The organism is Monashia sp. HAY1-5C (assembly GCF_056755255.1).
The window spans coordinates 31,631-56,192 of the sequence record NZ_JBPGXG010000007.1 but is presented as its reverse complement, the minus strand read 5'-3'; the positions used below and the strand labels follow the sequence as shown (position 1 = coordinate 56,192).

General features: G+C 74.5%; 22 protein-coding genes. 10 read left to right on the top strand and 12 right to left on the bottom strand.

Annotation, left to right across the window (positions count from 1 at the left end):
- On the bottom strand, positions 1-680 hold a 680-nt coding region (locus ACR9ZK_RS02235; RefSeq protein WP_481339672.1), incomplete at its 3' end, for a TrmH family RNA methyltransferase.
- 300 nt (positions 681-980) lie between these two features.
- Between ACR9ZK_RS02235 and ACR9ZK_RS02230 the strand changes: the two genes are divergently transcribed.
- Complete coding sequence (locus ACR9ZK_RS02230; RefSeq protein ID WP_481339669.1) at positions 981-1,685, top strand: DedA family protein; 705 nt, start codon at positions 981-983, stop codon at positions 1,683-1,685.
- A 112-nt stretch (positions 1,686-1,797) separates the two neighbouring features.
- Positions 1,798-2,784, top strand: a complete 987-nt coding sequence (locus ACR9ZK_RS02225) for a TIGR03086 family metal-binding protein (RefSeq protein ID WP_481339667.1) — start codon at positions 1,798-1,800, stop codon at positions 2,782-2,784.
- 89 nt (positions 2,785-2,873) lie between these two features.
- On the opposite strand, the gene ACR9ZK_RS02220 is transcribed toward ACR9ZK_RS02225, so the two are convergent.
- On the bottom strand, positions 2,874-3,617 hold the full coding sequence (locus tag ACR9ZK_RS02220; protein WP_481339664.1) for a LemA family protein: 744 nt from the start codon (positions 3,615-3,617) through the stop codon (positions 2,874-2,876).
- 206 nt (positions 3,618-3,823) lie between these two features.
- Here ACR9ZK_RS02220 and ACR9ZK_RS02215 point away from each other — a divergent pair, with 206 nt between their 5' ends.
- Entirely contained in the window at positions 3,824-4,129 is a 306-nt protein-coding gene (locus tag ACR9ZK_RS02215) for a DUF1905 domain-containing protein (RefSeq protein ID WP_481339661.1), read from the top strand.
- Positions 4,126-4,788 carry a hypothetical protein gene (locus ACR9ZK_RS02210; RefSeq protein ID WP_481339659.1) on the top strand — a complete coding sequence of 221 codons (663 nt, stop codon included), beginning with the start codon at positions 4,126-4,128 and terminating at the stop codon, positions 4,786-4,788. The genes ACR9ZK_RS02215 and ACR9ZK_RS02210 overlap by 4 nt, the downstream gene beginning before the upstream one ends.
- A gap of 36 nt (positions 4,789-4,824) precedes the next feature.
- Here ACR9ZK_RS02210 and pyrE read toward each other — a convergent pair whose 3' ends face one another.
- The gene (gene pyrE, locus ACR9ZK_RS02205) at positions 4,825-5,391 is read right to left on the bottom strand and encodes an orotate phosphoribosyltransferase (RefSeq protein ID WP_481339657.1); all 567 of its coding nucleotides are present in this window, start codon (positions 5,389-5,391) and stop codon (positions 4,825-4,827) included.
- Positions 5,392-5,434: 43 nt separating this feature from the next.
- Positions 5,435-6,265: an SDR family NAD(P)-dependent oxidoreductase gene (locus ACR9ZK_RS02200; protein WP_481339654.1), complete on the bottom strand. Its 831-nt coding sequence runs from the start codon at positions 6,263-6,265 to the stop codon at positions 5,435-5,437.
- 53 nt (positions 6,266-6,318) lie between these two features.
- Here ACR9ZK_RS02200 and ACR9ZK_RS02195 point away from each other — a divergent pair, with 53 nt between their 5' ends.
- Both ACR9ZK_RS02195 and ACR9ZK_RS02190 read left to right on the top strand, forming a co-directional pair.
- Positions 6,319-7,164: an exodeoxyribonuclease III gene (locus ACR9ZK_RS02195; protein WP_481339651.1), complete on the top strand. Its 846-nt coding sequence runs from the start codon at positions 6,319-6,321 to the stop codon at positions 7,162-7,164.
- Entirely contained in the window at positions 7,161-8,051 is an 891-nt protein-coding gene (locus ACR9ZK_RS02190; protein WP_481339649.1) for an alpha/beta fold hydrolase, read from the top strand. Before ACR9ZK_RS02195 ends, ACR9ZK_RS02190 begins: the two co-directional genes overlap by 4 nt.
- An 84-nt stretch (positions 8,052-8,135) precedes the next feature.
- Here the strand turns inward: ACR9ZK_RS02190 and ACR9ZK_RS02185 are convergent, their stop codons facing one another.
- The gene (locus tag ACR9ZK_RS02185; protein ID WP_481339647.1) at positions 8,136-9,947 is read right to left on the bottom strand and encodes an MFS transporter; all 1,812 of its coding nucleotides are present in this window, start codon (positions 9,945-9,947) and stop codon (positions 8,136-8,138) included.
- A 20-nt stretch (positions 9,948-9,967) separates the two neighbouring features.
- The gene (locus tag ACR9ZK_RS02180) at positions 9,968-10,678 is read right to left on the bottom strand and encodes an LppX_LprAFG lipoprotein (RefSeq protein WP_481339645.1); all 711 of its coding nucleotides are present in this window, start codon (positions 10,676-10,678) and stop codon (positions 9,968-9,970) included.
- Positions 10,679-10,806: 128 nt separating this feature from the next.
- On the opposite strand from ACR9ZK_RS02180, the gene ACR9ZK_RS02175 reads away from it, so the two are divergent.
- A complete protein-coding gene (locus ACR9ZK_RS02175; protein ID WP_481339643.1) occupies positions 10,807-11,508 on the top strand; it encodes a hypothetical protein in 702 nt (233 codons plus the stop codon).
- A gap of 17 nt (positions 11,509-11,525) precedes the next feature.
- On the opposite strand, the gene ACR9ZK_RS02170 is transcribed toward ACR9ZK_RS02175, so the two are convergent.
- Positions 11,526-12,980, bottom strand: coding sequence for a sensor histidine kinase (locus tag ACR9ZK_RS02170; RefSeq protein WP_481339641.1), 1,455 nt, complete (start codon positions 12,978-12,980; stop codon positions 11,526-11,528).
- The gene (locus ACR9ZK_RS02165) at positions 12,977-13,627 is read right to left on the bottom strand and encodes a response regulator transcription factor (RefSeq protein WP_481339639.1); all 651 of its coding nucleotides are present in this window, start codon (positions 13,625-13,627) and stop codon (positions 12,977-12,979) included. Before ACR9ZK_RS02165 ends, ACR9ZK_RS02170 begins: the two co-directional genes overlap by 4 nt.
- Positions 13,628-13,732: 105 nt before the next feature.
- Between ACR9ZK_RS02165 and ACR9ZK_RS02160 the strand changes: the two genes are divergently transcribed.
- Genes ACR9ZK_RS02160 through ACR9ZK_RS02150 form a run of 3 tightly spaced genes read left to right on the top strand, consistent with a single transcriptional unit; the run spans position 13,733 to position 16,795 of the window.
- Positions 13,733-14,941 carry a LolA family protein gene (locus tag ACR9ZK_RS02160; RefSeq protein ID WP_481339635.1) on the top strand — a complete coding sequence of 403 codons (1,209 nt, stop codon included), beginning with the start codon at positions 13,733-13,735 and terminating at the stop codon, positions 14,939-14,941.
- Positions 14,938-15,900, top strand: coding sequence for an ABC transporter ATP-binding protein (locus ACR9ZK_RS02155; protein ID WP_481339633.1), 963 nt, complete (start codon positions 14,938-14,940; stop codon positions 15,898-15,900). The genes ACR9ZK_RS02160 and ACR9ZK_RS02155 overlap by 4 nt, the downstream gene beginning before the upstream one ends.
- Positions 15,893-16,795, top strand: coding sequence for an ABC transporter permease (locus ACR9ZK_RS02150; protein ID WP_481339631.1), 903 nt, complete (start codon positions 15,893-15,895; stop codon positions 16,793-16,795). The genes ACR9ZK_RS02155 and ACR9ZK_RS02150 overlap by 8 nt, the downstream gene beginning before the upstream one ends.
- Here ACR9ZK_RS02150 and clpB read toward each other — a convergent pair.
- The 4 genes from clpB to ACR9ZK_RS02130 all read right to left on the bottom strand — a co-directional run bounded on the left by clpB (position 16,785) and on the right by ACR9ZK_RS02130 (position 24,481).
- On the bottom strand, positions 16,785-19,370 hold the full coding sequence (gene clpB, locus ACR9ZK_RS02145; RefSeq protein WP_481339628.1) for an ATP-dependent chaperone ClpB: 2,586 nt from the start codon (positions 19,368-19,370) through the stop codon (positions 16,785-16,787). The genes ACR9ZK_RS02150 and clpB overlap by 11 nt on opposite strands.
- Before the next feature lie 255 nt (positions 19,371-19,625).
- The gene (locus tag ACR9ZK_RS02140) at positions 19,626-22,862 is read right to left on the bottom strand and encodes an ATP-binding protein (RefSeq protein ID WP_481339626.1); all 3,237 of its coding nucleotides are present in this window, start codon (positions 22,860-22,862) and stop codon (positions 19,626-19,628) included.
- Between the two features lie 95 nt (positions 22,863-22,957).
- Positions 22,958-23,410 (bottom strand): heat shock protein transcriptional repressor HspR, encoded by a 453-nt coding sequence (locus ACR9ZK_RS02135; protein ID WP_481339624.1) that lies wholly within the window; start codon positions 23,408-23,410, stop codon positions 22,958-22,960.
- A gap of 39 nt (positions 23,411-23,449) precedes the next feature.
- On the bottom strand, positions 23,450-24,481 hold the full coding sequence (locus ACR9ZK_RS02130) for a DnaJ C-terminal domain-containing protein (protein WP_481339622.1): 1,032 nt from the start codon (positions 24,479-24,481) through the stop codon (positions 23,450-23,452).
- Between the last annotated feature and the right edge of the window lie 81 nt (positions 24,482-24,562).

Sequence of the window (24,562 nt, the reverse complement as noted above, 5' to 3'; positions counted from 1 at the left end):
GGGGTCGCCGGGATCGGGGCGTCGGGGGTGGGGCGCTGGTCGAAGACGTGGCGGCGGACCCAGGCGTGCATCGCCACCGCGGCGGCGGCGCCGGCATTGATCGACCGCGTCGAGCCGAACTGCTCGATGTGCAGGACCACGTCGCAGGCGGCCCGCATCGGTCCGGACAGTCCCGGCCCCTCCTGGCCGAAGACGAGGACGCAGCCGCGCGGCAGCTCGTAGGTCTCGATCGGCAGCGACCCGGGCAGGTTGTCCACGCCGACGAGGACGAGGCCCGCCTCGCGCGCCCACCCGGCCAGCCCGGCGGCGTCGGGGTGGTGGTGCTCGTGCTGGTAGCGGTCGGTGACCATGGCACCCCGACGGTTCCAGCGTCGTCGCCCCACGATGTGGAACGCCTTGGCGCCCATGGCATTCGCGGTGCGGATGACCGAACCGATGTTGAAGTCGTGGCCCCAGTTCTCGACGGCGACGTGGAAGTCGTGCCGCCTGGCGTCGAGGTCCGCGACGATCGCCTCGTGCCGCCAGTACCGGTACGCGTCGACGACGTTGCGGCGGTCACCGTGCGCGAGCAGCTCGGGGTCCCAGTGCTGCCCGACCGGCCACGTCCCCACCCACGGACCGACGCCCACCGTCCCGGTGGTCTTGGCGGTCTCCGCTGCCTTGGCGGTCCCCGCGGCCACGGCGGTCTCCGCGGTCTCGGTGAGCGCAGCGGGTTCGGCGGGCTCGGCGGGCACGCGCCGAGTGTACGGGCGTCGGCGGCGCGGGCTCGACGGGAGAAGGCCGGTGCGGGCATCGTCGCGGGCCTCGCGGCCCGGCGACCAGCGCCGCGCCGGTCCTCCTCCCTCGCTCCCGAGCCCATGTTCACCCGCCCGTCGACGGGACCGGAACCCGGAGCCGCACTTCGATACCGCATCGAGACCGGAGCGCGGCACGGCCGACACGGGGAAGGACCTCGCGGCCACACCGCCTACCCTTGGCGCATGCACGCACTCGCCGCCGTCCCGGCACTCGGCCCCAAGTGGATGGACCCGACGTACCTGCTGGACCAGTACCAGGGTGCGTTCTTCGTCATCGCCCTCGTCATCGTCTTCATCGAGTGCGGCCTGCTCTTCCCGATCCTGCCCGGCGACTCGCTCCTGTTCGCCATCGGCCTGTTCATCGCGACGCAGCAGGTCGACCTCAACCTCTTCGTCGCGATGGCGGCCCTCACCGTCGCGGCGTTCCTCGGCAACGTCGCCGGCTACGAGATCGGCCGGGCCGTCGGACGTCCGCTCTACGGACGGCAGGGGCGGTTCATCAACACCGCGAACTTCGACAAGACCAACGCGTTCTTCGACAAGTACGGCAACCGCGCCCTCGTCCTCGGCCGGTTCGTCCCCATCGTGCGGACCTTCATCACCGTCGTGGCCGGCATCGGCCGGATGCACCGCCAGCGGTTCTTCGGCTGGAGCGCGATCGGTGCCGTGGCGTGGGTCGTCAGCGTGACCCTGCTCGGCTACTTCCTCGGCCAGGTCTTCCCGGACCTGACGAAGAACATCGAGTACGCCATCCTCCTCGTCGTCCTCGTGTCGGTCATCCCCATGGTCATCGAGGTCGTCAGGCACCGTCGCGAGGCCCGCGAGGTCGCTGCGGAGATCAGCGACGCGAGCGGCGAGGAGCGCCTCCGCGGCGAACCGCGCGCCTGAGCCGGTCAGCCGCCCCCACGTCCACGACGCGTCGGGGACGTTCCGGTGAAGCCGGGACACCGCGTCGCCGACCGGAGCACACTGGTCGGTGCAGGGGTGGACGGAGGCCGACGTGGACACCGAGACGACGGACCGGGCCGCACGCCCGGACGAGCCGCACGACCCGGCCGGGCCGGAACCGCCCGACCTGTGGACCCTCTACCGCGCCAGCGTCCGGGGGTGGACCGACCGGGTGGCCGAGCTGGCGGAGGACGACTGGGACCGACCGACGCCGTGCTCGGCGTGGACGGTGCGCGACCTCGTCAACCACGTGACCGGCGAGGACCTGTGGACCGTGCCGCTCATGGAGGGCGCGACCCTCGAGGAGGTCGGCGGCCGGTTCGACGGTGACGTCCTCGGCGCCGACGGTGCCGGGGCGTCGACCCGGGCGGCGCAGGAGGCGCTCTCGACGGTCGAGCGGACGCTGCCGAGCCACGGCACCGTCCACCTCTCGTACGGCACCGAGTCGATGGAGGAGTACGTCCGCCAGCTGCTCGCCGACCACGTCGTGCACGGCTGGGACCTCGCGGCCGCGACCGATGGCGACACCGGCCTCGACCCCTCACTCGTCACCGCGGTGGCGTCGTGGTTCGACGACCGCGAGGAGCTGTACCGCTCCGTGGGGGCCGTCGCCGGCCGACGCGGCATGACCGGTGACGCCGGCGCGGACCTGCTGGCCCGGTTCGGCCGGGACGCCTCGTGGGGCGCGGCGCACGCCGCCTTCGCGGCGTTCGTGGCGGCGTTCGGCCGTGGGGACGTCGACGCGATCATGGCGCGGATGACGGACGACTGCGTCTTCGAGGCCACCGGGCCTGCGCCGGACGGGGTGCGGCACGAGGGCGCCGACGCGGTGCGCGCGGTCTGGGAGGACCTCTTCGCGGGCACGCGCGACCCCCGGTTCACCGAGGAGGAGTCGTTCGTCGCCGGGGACCGCGGGGTGCTGCGGTGGCGTTTCGACTGGGTGGAGGCCGACGGCTCGCCCGGTCACGTGCGCGGCGTCGACGTCGTGCGGCTGCGCGACGGCCTCGTCAGCGAGAAGCTGTCCTACGTCAAGGGCTGAGGGCCCGGACGGCAGCCACGGCTGCGGGGGACGCGGCTCACGCGTCGGTCCGTCGGTCAGGCGTCGGTCCGGCGTCGCTCACGCGTCGGTCACGCGTCGGGTCGGGTGCGGTCGATGCTGGGGTCGGGCGCGCCGAGGTCGGCGGGCGCGTCGGCCTGCGGGAGGGCCGGACCCGGCTGGGTCGAGGGCCCACCGACCGCGCCCGGCTGCGTGGACCCGCCGACGGTGGCCGCGCCCGGGCCGGCCGGTGCCGACCCGAAGGTGCCGGGTGCCTGGTCGCCGAACGTGACGCTGGGGACGGCCGCCTCGCCGGCCGGTGTCTCGAAGTACTCGGCGCGCTTGACGCCGCCCATGCCCGCGACGATGTTCGAGGGGATGCTCTCGACCTTGGTGTTGAGGTCACGCACGAGGGCGTTGTAGTACCGGCGAGAAGAGGCGATGCGGTCCTCGGTGCTCGACAGCTCCTGCTGGAGCGCGAGGAAGTTCTGGTTCGCCTTGAGGTCGGGGTAGGCCTCCGCGACGGCGATGAGGCGCCCGAGCGCCTGGCTCAGCGCACCCTCGGCCTGGGCGGCCTGCGCCGGCGACGGCGAGCCGGACATCGCCGCCGAGCGGGCCCGCATGACCTCCTCGAGGGTGCCGCGCTCGTGGGCGGCGTAGCCCTTGACCGTCTCGACGAGGTTGGGGATGAGGTCGTGGCGACGCTTGAGCTCGACGTCGATCTGCCGCCAGCCCTCCTCGACCCGGTTGCGCAGGCGGATCAGGCCGTTGTAGCTGACGACACCCCAGACGACGAGGAGCACGACGAGCGCGAGCAGGATCCAGACGATGATCATGGGGTCTCCCCGTAGGCGTGTGCGTGGCGTCAGGGTTCAGCAGGGGTGCAGCAGGGTCCGAGTGGTGGCACCGATCCTAGACCGGCGGGTCCCGCCCGCCGGGGGCTGCGCGGCGACGCCCCTGCCCAGGGGACCGGCGCTCCGACGCCGTCCGACCCGGCCGGGCTCCCTCCGGCGCTGTCGGTGCGGCTTCGTACCGTTGTCCCATGGAGGACGTGCCGCTCGCCTTCGACTTCACCGCCGAGCTGTGGCGGTGGGACGCGCAGTCGGGCTGGTTCTTCGTCACCGTCCCGCCCGACGAGTCCGAGCTGGTCCGCGAGCGCCCACGTCCCCCGCGCGGGTTCGGGTCGGTGCGGGTGCGCGTCACGGTCGGCCGGTCCACGTGGGCCACGTCGGTGTTCCCGATCGCGTCCCGCGGCGGGTACGTGCTGCCGATGAAGCAGGCGGTCCGCCGGGCCGAGGGGCTCGACGAGGGCGACCCGGCCGACATCCACCTCGAGGTGCTGGGGTGAGCGAGGTCGGGGGCGGGCCGACGCCCGGTCCGGCCGCCAACCGCGTGACGCCGCTCGGTGACGTCGTCGCCGTCCCGGGCCGCGGGGCGTGGATGGGCAACCGGGGGCGGCTGCACGAGGGCACGGGCACGAGGCAGGTGCGCAGGCACCACGTCGGCCGGGCCTGGATCACGTGCGTCCTGGCCTTCCGCGACCGGCGCGTCGACCAGTGGCACCCGGGTCGCTACACCCCGCTGTTCTTCCTCGACGAGGCCGTGGCGCTCGCGGCCGGGCACCGACCGTGTGCCGAGTGCCGGCGCGGCGACTACGTGCGGTTCCGCGACCTCGTGGCCGAGGCGCTGGGGGTCGGGCGGCTCGCCGCGCCCGAGCTGGACCGCCTGCTCCACGAGGAGCGCTGGGACTCCCGCCACCGCACCCGGCGGATGCACGCCGCCGCCTGGGCCGACCTGCCCGACGGCGCGTTCGTCCTGCTCGACACCGGCCCGGCCCGCGTCGCCGGACCCACGGTCGTCCCGTGGCTGGCGACCAACACCTACGGTGACCCGGTCCCGCGCCCGGCGCTCGGTACCGCCGTCGTCCTCACGCCGCCCTCGAGCCTCGACGCGCTACGGCGCGGGTACCCCGTCCAGGTCGGGGCGCCCGCGCCACCCGACGCGTGAGGCGTCAGTCCAGCGCCATCTCGCCGGACCTACGGCTCAGGCGAGTCCGAGGTCCTCGAGGGTGTAGACGAAGCGGTACTCGACACCGGCCTCGTCGGTGATGCGCTCGCCGGCGCCGGTGGCGCGGTCGGCGATCGTGGCCACCGCCACGGGGTTGCCGCCGTCCTCGCGGACGGCCTTGACTGCCTCGAGCGGGGAGGCACCGGTCGTCGTCGTGTCCTCGACGACGAGGACGTCGCGGCCCTTGACCGACGGGCCCTCGATGCGCTGCTGGAGGCCGTGGGCCTTACCCGCCTTGCGCACGACGAAGGCGTCGAGCCGCTCCCCCGCGCTCGCGGCGGCGTGGAGCATCGAGGTGGCGACCGGGTCGGCGCCGAGCGTCAGGCCACCGACCGCGTCGAACGAGAGGTCCTTGACGAGGTCGCGCATGACGATGCCGACGAGGGGCGCTGCCTCGCCGTCGAGCGATATGCGGCGCAGGTCGACGTAGTAGTCGGCCTCCTTGCCCGAGGACAGCGTGACGCGTCCGTGGACGATGGCCTTGTCCTTGATGATCTCGAGGAGGCGGGCGCGGGCGGTGGCGGTGTCGGGCGTCTCGGTCACGCCCCCGATGGTAGGGGTCCTCGCGACGGCCCGGCGTCGGGGTTCAGTCGCCGCGACGGCTCGGCAGCCGGGTGCTGCGCAGCCGGCCGCGCACGAGCGGGCGCGGCAGGACGCGCAGCAGCGTCGAGACCGCCTTGTACTGCAGGCCCGGCACCGACACGACGCGTCCGTGGGCGACGTCCTCGAGGCAGTCGGCGACGAGCCGGTGCGGGTCCAGCCACAGGAAGCGGGGACCCGGGCTGGAGATCCCGGCCCGCTGCTGGAACTCGGTGCTCGTGAACCCCGGGCACAGCGCCGTTGCGGTGACCCCGGTGCCGGCGAGGTCGCCGGCGAGGCCCTCGGTGAACACCGTGACCCACGACTTGGCCGCCGAGTACGTGCCCGAGGCGAGCCACCCCGCCACCGAGGACACGTTGACCACCGCACCGTGGCCGCGCTCGACCATCGCCCGGGCGCCCGCGTGCGACAGGACGAGGACGGCCCGGGTCAGCACGTCGAACATCCGCTCCTCGTCGGCGAGGTCGTTGCGCAGGAACCGCCCACGCAGCCCGTAGCCCGCGTTGTTGACGAGGAGGTCGACCGGCCGCGCCGGGTCCGAGAGCCGGTCGGCCACGCGCTGGAGCGCCTCCCGGTCCGACAGGTCGGCGGTGAGCACCTCGACGTCCGACCCGGTGCGGCGCAGCGCCGCCGCGAGCTCCTCGAGCCGGGCGGTGTCGCGCGCGACGAGGACGAGGTCGTGCCCGCGCCCGGCCAGCTGCACCGCGAACTCGCGGCCGATGCCGGCGCTCGCGCCCGTGACGAGGGCGGTCGGGCGCCTCCGGTGCGAGGCGTCGGGCGGGCCGGGGGCTGCCTCGGCGGGGGTGGGCTCGGTCATGCGGCACACCCTAGGCAGCACGCGGGCTCCTTGTCCCTCTAGGGTGTCCGACCATGCGAGTCGCCACGTGGAACGTCAACTCGATCCGATCCCGCATCGACCGGGTCGAGGCGTGGCTGGACCGCACCGGCGTCGACGTGCTCGCGATCCAGGAGACGAAGGCGCGTGAGGACCAGTTCCCGTTCGAGCGCTTCGCCGCGCGAGGCTACGAGGTGGCGCACCACGGGCTCAACCAGTGGAACGGCGTCGCGATCGTCTCCCGGGTCGGCCTGGAGGACGTCACGGTCGGTTTCGACGGCATGCCCGGCTGGGGCGAGCCCGTGGCGCCGGAGGCCCGCGCCATCGGGGCGACGTGCGGTGGGGTCCGCGTCTGGTCGCTGTACATCCCGAACGGGCGCTCGCTCGCCGACCCGCACCTGACGTACAAGCTCGACTGGCTCGCGGCCCTGGCGCGCACGGGGCGAGGATGGCTGGCCGCCGACCCGGACGCGCAGATCGCCCTGCTCGGCGACTGGAACATCGCGCCGACGGACGCCGACGTGTGGAGCGTCGAGTACTACGCCCACCGGACCCACACGTCGCCGGGTGAGCGGGCGGCCTTCCAGGGTGTCGTCGACGCGGGGTTCACCGACGTCGTCCGCCCGCACACCTCCGAGCCCGGCACCTTCACGTACTGGGACTACACGCAGCTGCGGTTCCCCAAGCGGCAGGGCATGCGCATCGACTTCGCGCTGTGCTCACCCGGCCTCGCCCGCCGCGTCGTCGGTGCCGCCATCGACCGGGAGGAGCGCAAGGGCAAGGGCGCGTCCGACCACGCCCCCGTCGTCTTCGAGGTGGCCGACGACGGTGTGGCGGGTCCCGCGGCCGGCGCGTCGGACGCGACGGGTACGCAGGCGTGAGGCGCCACGACCGCCGCGGCATCGTCACCCCCGACGGCGCCGTCCTGTCCGTCCACACCCATGCCGACCCGGACCTCCCCCCGGACGCACCGACGGTGGTGCTGACGCACGGCTGGGCCGTCCACCACGAGAGCTGGCTGCCGGTCGTCGAGGCGCTCGGCGACACCCCGGTGCGCATCGTGCTGTGGGACCAGCGCGGGCACGGTCGCTCGACGATCGGACTGCGACGGGCCGAGCTCGCGTCCCTGTCCGTGGAGCACACCGCACGCGACCTCGATGTCGTGCTGCGCGCGGTCGTGCCACCGCCGTCACCCGTCGTGCTCGCCGGCCACTCGATGGGCGGCATGACCGTCATGGCGCTCGCCGGGCAGCGCCCGGACCTCTTCGGCCCGCGGGTGCGTGCCGCGCTCCTCGTCGCCACGGCGTCCGCGGGCGTCGCCCTCGGCGAACGGCCCGGCGAGGCTGCCGTCATGCGGCTCGCCGCTCGCGGGCTCCCGTTGCCGCCGGGTGCCGCCGGGCGCATCCGGGCCCGGGTCGGCGGCCTCTTCGGTGAGGGTGCCGACCCGGTGGCCGTCGAGAGCGCCCGGGCCCACGTCGCCGCCATGAAGCCGGCGATGTTCGCAGCCTTCTACGGTGCGCTGCTCACGGCCGACCAGCGGGGCGGCCTGCTCGGCCTCGAGCGCATCCGGGTCGGCATCGTCGCCGGTCGCCTCGACCCGCTCGTGCCGGTCGCGCGGGTCCACGCGCTGCGCGTCACCCTGCCTCACGCGACGTTCACCGAGCTGCCCGGGGCGGGCCACATGCTGCCGTGGGAGGCGAGCGACGTCCTCGCCGACGAGGTGCGCGACCTGCTGGCCGAGGTGCGCGCCCGTCCTGCCTCCGCCTGACCGCGGTACCGTCCCGTACGCCCCCGGACGCCTGCGGCAGACCCGGGCCGACCTGGAGGCCCGGAGGCTCGGCGCCTCGCGCCGTCAGAGCCCGACCGGCCGCGGGTCGGCCGCCGTGGCGGACCGGGCACGCGTGCGTGGCGTGCCGAGCGTCGTCGCGACGACCGCCGCGCACCCGGCGGCCACGGCACCGCCGAGGAACACCGTCTGCACCTGGACGACACCGGCCGCGAGCAGGGCGTCGGTGTCGAGCGGGTCGGGCAGGTGGCGCACCGCCTCGAAGTAGCGGGCCAGCCCGATCGAGGTGAGCAGCGCCAGCCCCACGACCATGCCGACCATCCGGGCCACGACGACGAGCGAGCCGGCGACGCCGTGCGCGTCGGGTGGTGCGTCGGCGAGCGCGGCGTCGTTGACGGGCGCGAGGGCCAGGCCGACGCCGAGCCCGACGAGCACGAGCACGAGGGTCGTCGGGAGGGTCTCGACGACCGACTCCAGGGTCCAGCGGGACATGAGGACCATCCCCAGGGCCGCGAGCGCGAGGCCGGACGCCGCGACGGCGCCGTCGCCGAGGCGGCGCAGCGACCAGCCGCCGAGGAGCGCGCCGACCGGGACCGCGAGGAGGAAGCGGACGAGGACGAGTGCCGCACCCGTCTCGTCGTACTCGTCGGTGAGGCGGGCCAGCAGCGGGACGTCGACGACGACGGCGACGAGCGCGGCCCCGACGAGGAGACTGACGACGTAGGCGCGCAGGCCACGCGGGCCGAGGACGCCGCGTGGCACCAGCGGGTCGGGGGCCACGCGGTGCCACACCGCGAGGAGCACGAGGGCGAGCGCGCCGACGGGCAGGAGGCGGTAGCCGAGCGGGCCGACGACCTCCTTCTCCGGGTCGGACGATGCGAAGGTGAGCACGAGGCTGCCGAGCGCCACCGCGACGAGCCCCGCCCCGAGGAGGTCGGCCCGACGCAGCACGGGCCACCACCGCGGGGCGGTCACCAGAGCGGTGACCACGAGCAGCCCGAGCCCGGTGACGCCGACGGGCGTCAGCACCTTCGACGTGCCGGCGAACGGCACGAAGGGCAGGCCCAGCCGCACGTCCGTGACGAGTGGCTCCGGCGCCGCGAGCGCCAGCCACACCGTGGCGAGGCCGAGGACGGCGGTGACCGCCGCGACGCCGGTGGCGACGCGGCGGCCCGTTCGAGAGGGCGCCCGCACACTGCCCCGGGAGCCTCCCGCGCTCCCCGCGCTCCTCGCGCTCCTCGCGCTCCTCGCGCTTCCTGCGCTTCCTGGGCTCGCGCGACCGAGCAGCCGGAGCACGAGGTGCAGCAGCAGCCCCGCGACGACGTTGGCCCAGAAGATCGCCCGCCAGCCCTGCCAGGTGAGGATGACGGCACCGACCACCGGCCCGAGGACCGAGCCGAGCTCCTGCACCGCCCCGACGACCCCGAGCGGGGTGCCGCGTCGGTCCGCGGGCCAGAGGTCCGCCACGAGCGCCAGCGTGGCCGGCACGAGGCCGCCGCCGCCGACCCCCTGCAGGACCCGTCCGGTCACGAGCACCGGCATCTCGGTCGCGAGCGCCGTGACGGCCGAGCCGACGACGAAGACGACGAGGCAGCCGAGCAGGATGCGGCGCCGGTCCAGCACGTCGGACAGTCGGCCGATGAGCGGGAGCACCGCGACGTAGCCCAGGAGGAACCCGGAGATGATCGGCGTGGCCCGCTGCAGGGCGTCGATGCCGATGCCGACTCCGGCCATCATGTCGGTCAGCGCCAGCACGACGACGTACGTGTCGGCCGCCGCCAGCGCGACCGCCGTCGACGCCACGGCGAGGAGGCCGAGCCGGTGGCGGGGCGGTGCGCCGACCGGGCCCGGCGTCTCACGGGTCGGCTGATGCGTCACGGGCAGGTCACCGTCGACCCTCAGGGCCTGGTGATGGTGACGGGCTGGCCGTACCTGTCGAGCGCCAGCGTGTACGTCGAGCGCGTCCCGGACCCGAAGAAGGCTCCGGTGAGGCCGACGGTCCGCAGCTGCTGTCCGTCGGTCAGGCCGTAGGACACCTCGTAGCTGCCGGAGCGGTCGCCGATGAGGAACAGGTCGACGACCGACGCGCCGGGCAGCGTGCCGGTGATCGTCGTCAGCACCTCGGCGCCCCGACGTACCTGCGTGCCGACGCGCGGCGTCTGCGTCTTCGTCAGCAGCGTCGTCAGGCCGTGGTCGGGCGAGAAGAGGGTGGCGGGGTCGGGCAGGCCGAACGTCCTGGGGTCGATCTTGTTGGTGCCGGGCACGAGCGGCAGCTTGGCGTAGACCTCGCCACCGACCGACGTGATCTCGGCGTCGGCCTGGATGCCCCTGAGCGCCACCTTGAAGGTGCCCTTGAACGCCGGTGGGTGGGTGCCCCATCCGTCGGCGGACACGATGCCGCTCGAGCCGTCGGGCACCCCCGAGCTCGTCAGGGCCAGGTGCACCGACGTCGCGGCGTCGACCTGGCTCTTGGCGGCGGCCAGGCGCTGGGCCGGCGTCAGCGACGTCTGCGCGGGTCCGGGGCCCGGGCTCCCGCTCGAGCACGAGGCGGCCGTGATGATGCAGAGGCCGGACAGCACGGCGGCGGCGATCCTTCGGGTGACGCGCATGCGCGTCAGGCTAACGGGTGCCGGTGGTGGGGCCCGGCGCCACGGCGCCGCGGGCGAATGCGGGTATGGCTAGGGTCGATGGACCTCGACGGCGGGACCTTCCCGACGTCCGGATGAAGGAGCACACCATGGCCCTCCTCGGAGTCGTCCTCCTCCTGCTCGGCATCGGTGCCGGCGCCACAGCGGTGGTCGCCGCCCGATCCACCGCCTCGACGCTGACCGTCACGGCCCTGGGCTTCTCCCGCAACGCCACGGCCCTCGAGCTCGTCCTCTACGGCGCGATCGCCGTCCTGCTCTTCGCGCTCGGCTGTGCGCTGCTCGCCGCGGCGGCCCGGCGCCGGACGCGGGCGCGTCGTGCGGAGCGCGACGCGTCCCGGGTCGCCGAGCTGGAGGACCGGGCGGTGGCCGACCGGCTCGAGCACGAGCGCCGCTTCGAGGAGGCCGGGCTCCGCGAGGAGGACCTGCGCCGCCGCGAGAGCGAGCTGGCCGCTCGGCACGAGGGCCTCGACACCCGTGAGGCCGAGCTCGAGAGTCGGGAGGCAGAGCTGCGTGAGAGGCAGGTGCCCTCGCGGGCCGACGTCGTCATGGGCCGAGCGGACGGGAGCGTGGCCGAGGGCACCGCACGCTGGTCCGACGAGGCCGGGACCGACACCGGGACCGACGCCGCAACCGGGACGGGAGCCGAGGTCGCGCCCGGACCGGTCGACCGGCGGGTGGACGAGCGGCCCGGCGACCGGACAGCGGAACGCACGGACGACCGCCACGACGAGTCGACGGGGACCGGTGACTCCACGGTCGAGCTGCCCGCCGACCGCGGCACCCGCGCCTGAGGGAGAACGGCCGCTCCTCAGCCTCCGGGGGTGGGGGCCGAGCCCGCCGGCAGGGTGACGACGGCGCGGACGCCCGGGCCGGCGTCCTCGAGCCGCACGTCGCCGCCCCAACGGCGCACGAGGGCCCGGGTGATGGCCAGGCCCAGCCCGGTGCCTCCGCTGTCGCGGTCGCGCGCCTCGTCGAGCCGGGTGAACCGGTCGAAGACCCGCTCGCGGTCGGCCTCGGGGATGCCGTGCCCGTCGTCGGCGACGACGACCTCGACGCGGTGGCCCACCGCGGACGCGTCGAGGACGACGGCGGTCCTGGCATGGCGGACGGCGTTGTCGAGGAGGTTGGTCAGGGCCCGGGTGAGGTCCTCGGCGGCGACCCGCGCGTCGACCCGCCGAGCCGCGAGGCCGGGCGCCGTCCGCACCGGTACCCGGGCGGACGCGTACCGCGCTGCGAGCGCGGACGCCAGCGCGGCCACGTCGACGGTCGTCCCGGTCGCGGCGGCCGAGGTCCCGGCGTCGTCCGCGCGGGCCAGCAGGAGCAGGTCGTCGACGAGGGTCGCGAGCCGCTCGACGTCGGGCAGGACCTCGGCCGGCAGCCGCCCGCCCTCCCCGAGCCGCTGGGCCACCTCGAGCTGCGTCCGCATGCTCGCGAGCGGGCTGCGCAGCTCGTGGGCGGCGTCGGCGACGAAGGCCCGCTGCTTGCGTCGGGCGGTGGCGATCCGGTCGAGCATCGCGTTGAGCGTCGTCGCGAGCGCGCTGACCTCGTCGTCGGTCGGCGGGACGGGCAGCCGTTCCCGTTCCGAGGACGCGTCGTCGACGCGTTCGGCGCCGCGCCGCAGCGCCTCGACGGGCGCGAGCGCCGCGCCGATGACGCGCCAGGCGATGGCCGCGAGCGCCGCCAGCAGGAGCGGGAAGATCGCGAGGAGCAGCCAGCGGACGGTCCGGGCACTCTGCTCGATGTCGGCCGTCGGCGCGGCCGCGACGACCGTGTAGGCGCGGCCCCGGCCGTCCTGGGGACCTGCTGCGACGGCCGCGACCTGCAGCTGCCCCGAGAGGCCGGAGCGGCTGCCCGGGACGACGACGGCCGCACCGGCGAGGGCCTCCCGTCGCTCGTCGTCGGTGACGAGCGGGGTCAGCCGGTCGGCGGTGACGGAGCCGCTGACGACGCGACCCTGGGCGTCGAGCACCTGGAGCACCTGCGCTCCCGACACCGGGACGGGGTCGGGGACGCGTCCGGCGTCGACGAGCAGCGCCACCTGTTCGGCGCTCGAGCGGGCGGCCGACTCGACCGAGCGGGACAGCGACCCGGTGAGCACGACGTAGAGCAGGACGCCGCCGATGACGAGCGCGCCGGCCACCCCGACGAGCCCGACGAGCATGAGACGTCCGCGCAGCCCCACCCGCGCGAACCGGGTCGAGGGCCCGGTCGAGGGCCCGGTCGAGGGCCCGGTCGAGAGGCGGGGGCTGCCCGTCGTGCTCACCGGGCCATCCGGTACCCGGCGCCGCGGACCGTCTCGATCCGCGACCGGCCGAGCTTGCGCCGGAGGTACCCGACGTAGACCTCGACGACGTTGGGGTCATCGAGCCCGCCCCACACGCGGTCGAGCAGCTCGTCCTTGGGCACGACGGCGCTGTCGGCCCGCATGAGGTGCTCGAGGAGGAGGAACTCGCGCGGCGCCAGGGCCACGTCGGCGCCGTCCACCTCGACGCGTCGGGTGGCCGGGTCGAGCGTCACGCCGGCGCGGCGCAGGAGGACCGGACGCGGTGCGGGGTCGCGGCGCAGCAGGGCCCGGAGCCGGGCGACGAGGACGACGAACGAGAAGGGCTTGGTCAGGTAGTCGTCGGCGCCGTAGTCGAGCCCGTCGGCCTCGTCGTACTCGCCGTCCTTGGCAGTGAGCAGCAGGACCGGGACCCAGTTCTCCTCCTCGCGCAGGGTCCGCACGACGGTGTAGCCGGACATCCCGGGCAGCATGATGTCGAGGACGACGACGTCGTAGCCGCCGAACCGGGCCGCCTCCAGGCCGGCGAGGCCGTCGGCGACGTGGTCGACGACGAAGCCCTCGGCACCGAGCCCGCGCACCAGCGCGGCGGCCATCCGCGCCTCGTCCTCCACCAGCAGCACCCGCACACCGTCACCATGTCACGCCCCACCTGCCGTGCGCCGTCGAGCGGGCCGATGCCGCACCACCGCGCTCTCAGTCGGCTCTCAGTCCGGGCGGCGCACGATGGGTCCATGAGCATCTTCACCGACCACCCGGCCGCGCGCTGGGGCCTGCCCGCCGCCGCCGTCGGCGTCATCGGCGTCGCGGCGCTGACGATCAACCAGACGGCCTCCGCCGACGCGGGCCTGCCGCCGCGCACGCCGCAGCAGCTGCTCGCCGACGTGCGGTCCGCCGACGTCTCGAGCCTGTCGGGAACCGTCGTGCAGACGTCCGACCTCGGTCTGCCCCAGCTGCCGGGCCTCACAGGAGGCGGTCCGGTGGGTGGCGGAGCCGGCGGGGCGGCCGGCAGTTCGCTCGCCTCGGTCCTGTCGGGCACGCACACGTGGCGCATCTGGGTCGACGGCCCGACGCGTCAGCGCCTCGCCCTCGTCGGTACGAGCGGCGAGTCGGACGTCATCCGCAACGGGCGCGACCTCTGGCTGTGGTCGAGCACCGACAAGACGGCTGTCCACCACACCCTCGGCGCCGGTGACCAGCGCCCGGCCCTGCCGCACCCGACGGCGAGCCTGCCGGCCGGCGTCCCGAGAACCCCGGACGAGGCCGCGTCGACGGCGCTCGCGGTCATGGGCAGGGACACGACGTTGACGACGTCCGGCACCGCGTCGGTCGCCGGTCGCTCCGCCTACGAGCTCGTCCTCACCCCGAAGGACCGGGCGACCCGCATCGCGTCGGTGCGCATCGCCATCGACGCGGAGAAGCACGTGCCGCTCCGGGTGCAGGTGTACTCGACGAAGCTGTCCAACCCGGCCTTCGAGGTCGGCTTCACCGCCGTCGACTTCTCGAGACCGGAGGCCCGGCAGTTCTCGTTCACCCCGCCTGCCGGCACGACCGTCACGCAGTCCGACGCGGTCGCCCCGAAGGGCATCGCGGGGACCAACCCGGCGCTGTCGAAGGAGCGAGCCGCCGCTGCTGCCAAGGCAGCCGGCGCCCTGCGCGTCGTCGGCTCGGGGTGGAGCACCGTCGTCGTCACGAGGATGCCGTCCGAGCCGGGCACCGGCTCAGGGACCGGCTCGGGCACCGGCTCAGGGGCCGGCTCAGGGGCCGGCACCGCGGCGCAGCTGCAGACCCTCCTCAAGGCGCTGCCGGCCGTCTCGGGCACCTGGGGCTCGGGTCACGTCCTCGAGGGCACCCTCTTCTCGGCCGTCGTGACCGACGACGGCCGGGTGGCCCTCGGGGCGGTGGCGCCGGACACCCTCTATGCCGCCCTGGCCTCGAAGTGACCGACGCCCGGGACGGCTCGCTCGTGGCCGGTGACCTCGCGATCGCCAGCCGCGGCCTGACCAAACGGTTCCGGGGCGCGGCGGCGGTCGACGGCATCGACCTCGCCGTGCCCCGCGGCTCGGTCTACGGGTTCCTCGGGCCCAACGGGTCGGGCAAGACGACGACCATCCGGATGCTGCTCGGACTCGTCCGCCCGACGTCGGGGACGAGCACCCTTCTGGGACAGCCGATTCCGCGGGCGGCTCAGGAGGTCCTCCCCCGGGTCGGCGCCCTCGTCGAGGGTCCGGCCTTCCACCCCTACCTGTCGGGCCGGGCCAACCTGCGCCGCCTCGACGCCGCCGACCTCACGGCCGACCCCCGCAGTGCCGGCTCCCGTGTCGATGCCGCCCTCGACCGGGTCGGCCTGCTCGCCGCGGCCGGCAAGCGGTACCGCGCGTACTCGCTCGGGATGCGCCAGCGCCTCGCCATCGCCGCGGCCCTCCTCGTCCCGCGCGAGCTGCTCGTCCTCGACGAGCCGACCAACGGCCTGGACCCGCAGGGAACCCGGGAGGTGCGCCACCTCGTCGCGTCGCTCGCCTCGGACGGCACGACGGTGTTCGTGTCGAGCCACCTGCTCTCCGAGGTCGAGCAGATGTGCACGCACCTCGGGGTCATGAGCGAGGGCCGGCTCGTCGCCCAGGGCTCGACGTCGCAGGTCCGGGGTGGCGCGGCCCCGGTCGCCCGCGTCCTGACCGACCAGGCGGACGAGGCCGCGCGGATCCTGGCCGAGCTGGGCGTCCGCTCCGTCGAGCCGGTCGCCGGCGGGGTGCGCGGCGTCCCCGACGGCGTGGCGCCGGAGAAGATCGTCGCCGCCCTCGTGCAGGGTGGCGTCGGGGTCCGCGAGTTCACCGTGACGAGCCCCAGCCTCGAGGACCTGTTCGTCGCGCTGACCGGGGAGGGTTTCGATGTCAGTGGCTGAGTCCGTCCCGTCGCCGGGGCCTGCCGGTCCGCGCCCGGCACCGGCCCCGCCGGCCGCCTCGCGGCGACCCCGCCCGGCGACGCGGTTGTCCCCGCGGCTGCTGTGGTCCGAGCTCGGGCTCATCGGCGGCCGCCGTCGCAACCAGATGGGCCTGCTCGTCCTCGCGGCCGTGCCGGTCCTCATGGCCGTCGCGGTGCGGATCTCCACACCGCGTGCCGGTCGCGGGCCGGACTTCCTGTCCTCGATCACCTCGAACGGGCTCTTCGTCCCGCTCGCCGCACTCGGCGTCGAGATGGGGCTGTTCCTGCCGCTCGCCATCGCCATGCTCTCGGGCGACTCCGTGGCCGGCGAGGCGAACCTCGGCACGCTGCGCTACCTGCTCACCGTCCCGGTGGGCCGCACCCGCCTGCTGGCCGTCAAGTACGCCTCGCTCGTCATCGGCGCCCTGTGGGGCGTGGCCGTCGTCACGGTCGCGGGCGCGCTCGTCGGGATCGCCCTGTTCGGCACCGGGCCGATGACGACCCTGTCGGGCACGCAGCTGCCGTTCTGGGCCGCGGTGTGGCGCGTCGTCCTCGTCGGGCTCTACGTCGCGGCAGGGCTGGCCGCCCTCGGCGCCGTCGGGCTCTTCATCTCGACCCTGACCGAGCAGCCGCTGGCCGCCACCGTCGCGCTCATGATCTTCACGATCCTGTCCTGGATCGCCGACTCGGTGCCGCAGATCTCGTGGCTGCACCCGTGGCTGCTCGTCGACCAGTGGGGCGCCTTCGGTGACCTGCTGCGCGACCCGCCGTTCTGGGACAACATCGCCCGTGGCCTCTGGGTCGACCTCGGCTACGCCGTCGTTTTCTGGCTCCTGGCGTGGGCCCGGTTCTCCGGCAAGGACATCACGAGCTGACGTGGGCCGTGAGCTCGCCGAGGACGAGTTCGTTCCCGGCCGGGTCCACGTCGACGGTGACCGTCTGGCCGTCGCGGACGTCGCCGGCCAGCAGGCTCCGGGCGAGCCGGTCGCCGATCTCGCGCTGGACGAGCCGACGCAGCGGCCGCGCACCGTAGGCGGGGTCGTACCCGCGCTCGGCCAGCCAGCGCCGGGCGGCCTCGGTGACCTCGAGCGAGATCCGGCGGTCCGAGAGCCGCGCCGCGAAGGCACGCACCTGCAGGTCGACGATGTGGGCCAGGTCGTCCTGCGAGAGGGCGTCGAAGACGACGACCTCGTCGAGCCGGTTGAGGAACTCGGGCTTGAACGCCGTGCGCACGACCGCCATGACCTCGTTGCGCTTCTCCTCGGGCGACAGGATCGGGTCGACGAGGTACTGCGAGCCGAGGTTGCTCGTCAGCACGAGGATGACGTTGCGGAAGTCGACCGTGCGGCCCTGGCCGTCGGTGAGGCGGCCGTCGTCGAGCACCTGCAGCAGGACGTCGAACGTCTCCGGGTGGGCCTTCTCGACCTCGTCGAGGAGCACGACCGAGTACGGACGCCGCCGCACGGCCTCGGTGAGCTGACCGCCCTCCTCGTAGCCGACGTAGCCGGGGGGCGCGCCGATGAGCCGGGCCACCGCGTGCCGCTCGGAGTACTCCGACATGTCGATGCGCACCATGGCGCGCTCGTCGTCGAAGAGGAAGTCGGCCAGGCTCTTGGCCAGCTCGGTCTTGCCGACGCCGGTGGGGCCGAGGAAGAGGAAGGAGCCGGTCGGGCGGTCGGGGTCCGAGACGCCCGCGCGCGTGCGGCGGACCGCGTCGGACACCGCACGCACGGCTTCGGCCTGCCCGATGAGGCGGGCACCGATGTGCTGCTCCATGTGCAGCAGCTTCTCCGACTCGCCCTCGAGCAGGCGCCCGGCGGGGATGCCGGTCCAGGCCGAGATGACGTCGGCGATGTCGTCGGCGCCGACCTCCTCCTTGACCATCGGGGCCTCGTCGGACGTCGTCGCCGTGGCCTCGCGCTCCTGGGCTGCGGCGAGCTCCTTCTCCAGCGTCGGGATGTCGCCGTAGAGGATCTTCGAGGCGCCGCCGAGGTCACCCTCGCGCTGGAGCCGGTCGGCCTGGGTGCGCAGGTCGTCGATGCGGGCCTTGAGGTCGCCCACCGCGTTGAGCCCGGACTTCTCGGCCTCCCACCTCGCGTTGAGGGCGGCCAGCTCCTCGGTGCGGTCGGCGAGGTCCTGGCGCAGCCGCTCGAGGCGGTCGCGCGAGGCCGGGTCGGTCTCCTGCTCGAGGGCGAACTCCTCCATCTTGAGCCGGTCGACGGCGCGCCGCAGCTCGTCGATCTCGACGGGGCTGCTGTCGATCTCCATGCGCAGCCGCGAGGCGGCCTCGTCGATGAGGTCGATGGCCTTGTCGGGCAGCTGCCGGCCGCTGATGTAGCGGTCGGACAGCGACGCCGCGGCGACGAGCGCGGAGTCGGCGATGGTCACCTTGTGGTGCGCCTCGTAGCGCTCCTTGAGGCCGCGGAGGATCGCGATGGTGTCCTCGACCGAGGGCTCGCCGACGAAGACCTGCTGGAAGCGCCGCTCGAGCGCGGCGTCCTTCTCGATGTGCTGGCGGTACTCGTCGAGGGTCGTCGCGCCGACGAGACGCAGCTCGCCGCGGGCGAGCATCGGCTTGAGCATGTTGCCGGCGTCCATGGCGCCCTCGCCGCCGGCACCCGCGCCGACGACGGTGTGGATCTCGTCGATGAAGGTGACGATCTGCCCGTCGCTGCCCTTGATCTCCTCGAGGACGGCCTTGAGGCGCTCCTCGAACTCGCCGCGGTACTTCGCACCGGCCAGCATCGCGCCGAGGTCGAGGCTGTAGAGGGTCTTGTCGCGCAGGCTCTCGGGCACGTCCCCCTCGACGATGCGCTGGGCCAGGCCCTCGACGACGGCGGTCTTGCCGACGCCCGGCTCGCCGATGAGGACGGGGTTGTTCTTCGTGCGGCGCGAGAGCACCTGCACGACGCGGCGGATCTCGGCGTCGCGGCCGATGACGGGGTCGAGCCTGCCGTCGCGGGCCAGGGCCGTCAGGTCGGTGCCGTACTTCGCCAGGGCCTCGAAGGTGCCCTCGGGGTTCTCGGTGGTGACCGCTCGGCCGCCGCGCAGCTCGGGGATGGCCTTCTCGATGGCGTCGGCGTCGAGGCCGAACTGGCCGGTGCGCGCGACGGCGAGCAGGAGGTGGTCGGTGGAGACGTAGGTGTCGCCCATCGCCGTCATGTACTGCTGCGCCTGCTTGACGACGCGGCCCGCGGTGGGCGACAGCTGCGGCTGCTGGGTACCTCCGCTCACCTGCGGCATCGCGGCCATGGCCTTCTCGGCGGCCGTGGTGGCCGCGGCGACGGACGAGCCCCCGGCCGTGAGCAGCGCGGGGGTCGTGGTGCCGGACTGTGCTGCCAACGCGAGCAGCAGGTGCGCCGGCTCGATGTTCGGGTGGTGCTTGCCGGTCGCGGTGGTCGCGGCCTGGGCGAAGGCCTCCTGAGCCTTGTTGGTCAGCTGAAGGTCCATGCGTTCTCCTGTGACGAAGCGGGACGAGCGGGACGAGCGGGGGGTGAGGATGGACGACCGGGATACGACTGGTCGCCGTCCACCCGGGACAACGGTCCCGCAGTTGAGTGTATTCCGCTCAACTTCGTGCGTGTGTGACAGGCCGAGAGGATGCCCCTGTCGGGTCGGGGCGGCCGTGCGGGCCGGCGCCGGACCAGCAGCCGTCGTCGGCGGGGAGCGCGGTCGGGCTCCACGGGCCGAGTCTACGGTCGGTGGTCAGGCCTCGCCGGGGTCCAGCCCCGTCTCGACGACGCGCTGGGCCAGCTCGCGCAGCTTGATGTTGCGGTTGAGCGAGTGCTGCCGCAGCGTCTCGAACCCCTGCACCGCCGTGATCCGGTGGCGCTCGATGAGGACGCCGACGGCGTGGCCGATGACGCGATGGCTCTCGATGGCCTGGCGCAGCTGCGCCTCCTTGGTCTCGCGGTCCTGCCGGGCCGCGACCCGGTCGACGGCGTGGGCGAAGAGCTGGGCGACGAGGTCGCCGGCGATCTCCTCGTCGGCCGAGACGATGCGGGGTGCGCGCAGCCGGACCCACACGCGGACCGGCGACTCCGGGCCGTCGGGCTCGAAGAGGATGCCCGGGGCGACGCCGGCCCGGGCGTCGTACCCACCGGGCAGCCGGCCGGTGGTGAGGACCGAGCGGGTCAACGGGTGCAGGTCGGCGACCGGCGTCGGGCCCTGCGGCTTGAAGTACAGCCGCTCCGCCTCCGAGCCGCCTGCCACCTGGACGGTCGCGATGCCGTCGAACAGGACGCTGAAGCCGGCGATCGCGGCCGAGACCACCTGCTCGAGCTCCTGGGCCGAGCGCAGCTCGGCGGCCAGCGCGGCCGCACGCGCGCGGCGCTGCTCGCCCTCGTGCTGCAGCGTCGTGTCGCGCACGACGTTGACGACGAGCGTCGGGTGCATCCCGCTGGCGGGGATGACCGAGGACGTGGTCGAGACCCAGGCCCGGCTGCCGTCGCGGCGGGCGAGGGGGAAGGTCTCCTCGACCGGCTCGCTGGAGGCCAGGATGCGCGCGATGCGCTCGGTCGTGGTGCCCGGCCCCTCGACGCTCCACGGGTAGGGCGGCGCGATCGGGCCGTCCTCGAGGCTCCAGCCGTAGGAGCGGGTGAACGCCTCGTTGAGCGACACGACCCGACCGTCGGGCTCGAACACCGACAGCGGCTCGTGCAGCGAGGCGACGACGGCGCGCCGCCAGGCGGCGTCACGTGCGCGTTCGTGGGCCCGGGCGAGGTTGGCCGACAGGCGCGCCCGCAGGTGCCGCATCGCGAACGGCTTGGCGACGTAGTCGTCGGCGCCGCGACCGAGGCCGGTGACGCTGGCCTCGTCACCGGCCCGAGCGGTGAGCATGACGACGGGAACGTCGGCCAGGGTGTCGTCCTCGCGCACCGCCCGGAGCAGCTCGAGGCCGTCGAGGCGCGGCATCATGACGTCGGCGAGGACGAGGTCCGGCCGGCGGGACCTGGCCGTCGCCAGCGCCTCGACGCCGTCCCTGGCCGCCACGACCTCGTAGTCGTCCGCGAGTGCCTCGCTCAGGTAGGCGCGCATGTCGGCGTTGTCCTCGGCGAGCAGCAGGAGCGGGCGCCCACCCGGCTGTCGGGAGGCGGGTCCCGACCCGGACGCGGTTCCGGCGTCGGGGCGCGCCGGCCGGTGGGCGGCTGGGTCGGCGTCGTCCGCGGTGTCGGGGCCGGGGTCGGGGTCGGCGTCGTCCGCGGTGTCGACGCCGTCCGGGGCCGACGCCACGGCGTCGGCGCCGGCGTCCCAGCCGTGCGCCTCGGCCAGGAAGGACTCGACGGTGCGCGGCGTGATCGAGGGGCTCGCCGGCGGGGAGCCCGCGGGCGGCCGACCCCAGGGGAGGTAGACGCCGAAGGTGCTGCCCATGCCCTCGACCGAGTCGACCCAGGCGTCGCCGCCGTGCAGCTCAGCGAGCTGGCGCACGAGGAACAGGCCGATGCCGGCGCCCTCGCGCGACCGGATGCCGTCGGTGCGGGGCAGCTGCCGGAACCGCTCGAAGACGGTGGCGAGGTCGTCGGTCGGGATGCCGATGCCGGAGTCGGTGACCAGCACCTCGAAGCCCTCGGGAAGCTCGTGAAGGGTGACCTGCACGCCGCCGGCGGGCGTGTACTTCAACGCGTTGGACAGCAGGTTGAGCACGATGCGCTCGACCATGTCCCGGTCGACCCACGCAGACCGGCCGAGGTCGGGGATGTCGGTCGTGAAGGTCAGGCCCACGCGGTGCACGGCCGGACGGAAGCTCGCGGCCAGCCCCCGGACGAGCTCGGCGACGTCGGTCTCGACGCGGTGCGGCTCGACCCGCCCGGCGTCCATGCGGGTCAGGTCGAGCAGCTGGTCGACGAGGACCTTCAGCCGGTCGGTGTTGCGCTCGACGAGCTCGAGGTGTGAGCGCACCGCCGCCGGCAGAGCGGGCTCGCCGAGCGCGTCCTCGACCGGCCCGGCTATGAGCGTCAGCGGCGTGCGCAGCTCGTGGCTGATGTTGGCGAAGAAGACGGTCTTGGCGGTGTCGAGCTCGGCGAGCGCCTCCACGCGGTGCCGCCCGGCGTCGAGACGGCGCACGCCCGCGAGCGCGGCGGCGACGTGCGACGCGCACAGCTCGACGTAGGCCTGCAGCTGCTCGTCCCACGGCCGCCGGAGGTTGGCGGTGACGACGAGCGAGGCGCTGGCCCGCCTCCGGCCGGGCTCGACGACCGGCACGACGTGGACGCCCGGGTCCGGCGCGCTCGTGCCGTCTACCGGGCCCTCGATGAGCCCGACCGACGCGTGGTCCTCGACGTTCTCACGCATGATCTCGAGCGCGAGACGCTCGACGTCCTCGGCGGTGGCCGCACCGGCGAGGGCCGCCCCCAGCCGTGACACGACCGAGGCGCGACGCTCGGCCAGCACCTTGCCGGTGGTCTCGGTGGCGATGTCGAGGACGCCGGCCACCTCGCCGTCCGGTCCGGTGACGACGCTGTAGGACCACGTGAAGTAGGCCTCCTCGAGGAAGCCGTTCCGGTCGACGACGAGCAGCTGGTCCTCGTCCCAGGAGGGGACGCGGGTGCGCGCCACCTCGGCCAGCCGCGGCGCGATCTGGTCCCACACCTCCGGCCACACGTCCCGCACCGGCAGGCCGAGCGCGGCGGGGTGCTTCGCCTCACCGAGCAGCACCCGGTAGGCGTCGTTGTAGACCATGAGCAGCTCGGGACCCCAGCACACGAGCATGGGGAAGCGCTGTGCGAGCGCGGTGTCCACGACCGCGACGAGCTCGGCCGGCCAGTCGTCCACGGGACCGAGGCCGGTGGCCGCCCAGTCGGTGGTGGCCATGAGGCGGCCGATCTCGGTGTCCGGCAGGGCGAGCCGGTGGCTGCGCCCGGGTGCCGCGAGGGTGGAGGACCGGTCGAGCCCGCCGTCCGGCGTCATCGGGGCGTGCGGCTGGGACAACAGGAAGACCTCCACGTGGGCAGGGTGCAGCGCGCGCCCACACGGCTGGAGGCCCGGTCATCCTCGCACCTGCGCCGTGCGTTGCCAAACGACGTGCGCGAGGCGGGTGGTCAGCGCTCCGGGCGCCAGACGACCAGGGCCTGCGACGCGGGGGTGCGCGGCGGGCGCTGGCCGGGCCGCAGCGGGACGGCGTCCCCGCGCGGCCCGACGGCGAAGAAGCGCGCGCTCGCGTGGAGCGCGGCCTGGGTCTGCTCGAGCTCGGCGGCGAGCTCCTCGACCCGCGACCGCAGCGCCGTGACGTGGTTCTCGAGGTCGAGGATGCGCTGGATGCCCGCGAGCGACACGCCCTCCTGCGACAGCCGCTGCACCTCACGGAGCAGCTCGACGTCGCGGGTGCTGTAGCGCCGCCCGCCCCCGCGGGTGCGCGACGGCGTGACGAGGCCGAGGCGGTCGTACTGGCGCAGCGTCTGCGCGTGCATGCCGGCCAGCTCGGCGGCGACGGAGATGACGAAGACGGGCGCGTCGTCGTCGTGCCCGGCGGGGCGCGCGCTCCTGCGTGACATCGTCGGCACTCCCTTCCTCGTTCTCGTCGCCGGCCGGCCTCAGGCCCGCGCTCGGCGGAACAGGTCGGCCCTCGGGTCGTGGCCGTCCTCGGCCGCGGCCATGGTCTCGATCGCCGCGCGAGCCTCGTCGGTCAGGCGCTGCGGCACGACGACCTGGACCTTCGCGAGGAGGTCGCCGGTGTGCTCGCCGCGGCGGACGCCACGGCCCTTGACGCGCAGGACCCGGCCGCTCGGCGTGCCGGGCGCGATGCGCACCTTGACCTGCCCACCGTCGAGGGTCGGCACGGGGACCGTGGCCCCGAGCGCCGCCTCGGCGAAGGTGACGGGCAGGTCGACGGTGAGGTCGTCGCCGTCGCGGCCGAAGACCGGGTGCTTGTCGACGGAGACGGCGAGGATGAGGTCGCCCGCAGGCCCGCCGGCCTCGCCCTGGCGCCCCTTGCCCCGGAGGCGGATCTTCTGGCCGTCCTTGACGCCCGGAGGGATCCGCGCCGTGATGCGGCCGAGGTCGGGCGAGGAGAGCGTCACCGTGGAGCCCTCCACCGCGTCGCGGAAGCCGATCGTCGTCGAGGCCTGGACGTCGGCGCCCGGCCGCGGACCGGCCGTCGCGCCGTACCCGCCGTACTGCTGGCCGAAGCCGCCGGCACCACCCGGACCCGCGCCACCGAACATCTGGCCGAGGATGTCCTCGAGGTTCGGCTGGCCGGCGCCCGCACCCCCGCCGCCGAAGCGGACACGGGTGCCGCCGGGACCGGCCGCACCGCCGAACGCCGAGAAGATGTCCTCGAAGCCGGCGCCCCCACCGCCGGGACCGCCCGCGGTGAAGCGAGCACCCCCGTGCGACATGGCGCGGATGGCGTCGTACTCGCGGCGCTGCTCGGGGTCGGACAGGACGGCGTACGCCTCCCCGATCTCCTTGAAGCGCTCCTCGGCGCGGGTGTCGCCGACGTTGTGGTCCGGGTGCAGGTCGCGGGCCAGCTTGCGGTAGGCCTTCTTGACCGCGGCAGCGTCGGCGTCCTGGGGCACGCCGAGGATCGCGTAGAAGTCCTTCTCGAACCAGTCCTGGCTAGCCATGGCGCACCTGCCTCTCCTCCTGCGGCTGCTCGGTGGGACCTGCGGTCCTCACATCATCACGGATGCCGGCCGACGCGTGGG

Coding starts and splice junctions, on each gene's coding strand:
- ACR9ZK_RS02230 (WP_481339669.1), top strand. CDS start 981: ATGCACGCACTCGCCGCCGTCCCGGCACTCGGCCCCAAGTGGATGGAC.
- ACR9ZK_RS02220 (WP_481339664.1), bottom strand. CDS start 3,617: ATGATCATCGTCTGGATCCTGCTCGCGCTCGTCGTGCTCCTCGTCGTC.
- ACR9ZK_RS02215 (WP_481339661.1), top strand. CDS start 3,824: ATGGAGGACGTGCCGCTCGCCTTCGACTTCACCGCCGAGCTGTGGCGG.
- ACR9ZK_RS02200 (WP_481339654.1), bottom strand. CDS start 6,265: ATGACCGAGCCCACCCCCGCCGAGGCAGCCCCCGGCCCGCCCGACGCC.
- ACR9ZK_RS02195 (WP_481339651.1), top strand. CDS start 6,319: ATGCGAGTCGCCACGTGGAACGTCAACTCGATCCGATCCCGCATCGAC.
- ACR9ZK_RS02180 (WP_481339645.1), bottom strand. CDS start 10,678: ATGCGCGTCACCCGAAGGATCGCCGCCGCCGTGCTGTCCGGCCTCTGC.
- ACR9ZK_RS02175 (WP_481339643.1), top strand. CDS start 10,807: ATGGCCCTCCTCGGAGTCGTCCTCCTCCTGCTCGGCATCGGTGCCGGC.
- ACR9ZK_RS02160 (WP_481339635.1), top strand. CDS start 13,733: ATGAGCATCTTCACCGACCACCCGGCCGCGCGCTGGGGCCTGCCCGCC.
- clpB (WP_481339628.1), bottom strand. CDS start 19,370: ATGGACCTTCAGCTGACCAACAAGGCTCAGGAGGCCTTCGCCCAGGCC.
- ACR9ZK_RS02135 (WP_481339624.1), bottom strand. CDS start 23,410: ATGTCACGCAGGAGCGCGCGCCCCGCCGGGCACGACGACGACGCGCCC.
- ACR9ZK_RS02130 (WP_481339622.1), bottom strand. CDS start 24,481: ATGGCTAGCCAGGACTGGTTCGAGAAGGACTTCTACGCGATCCTCGGC.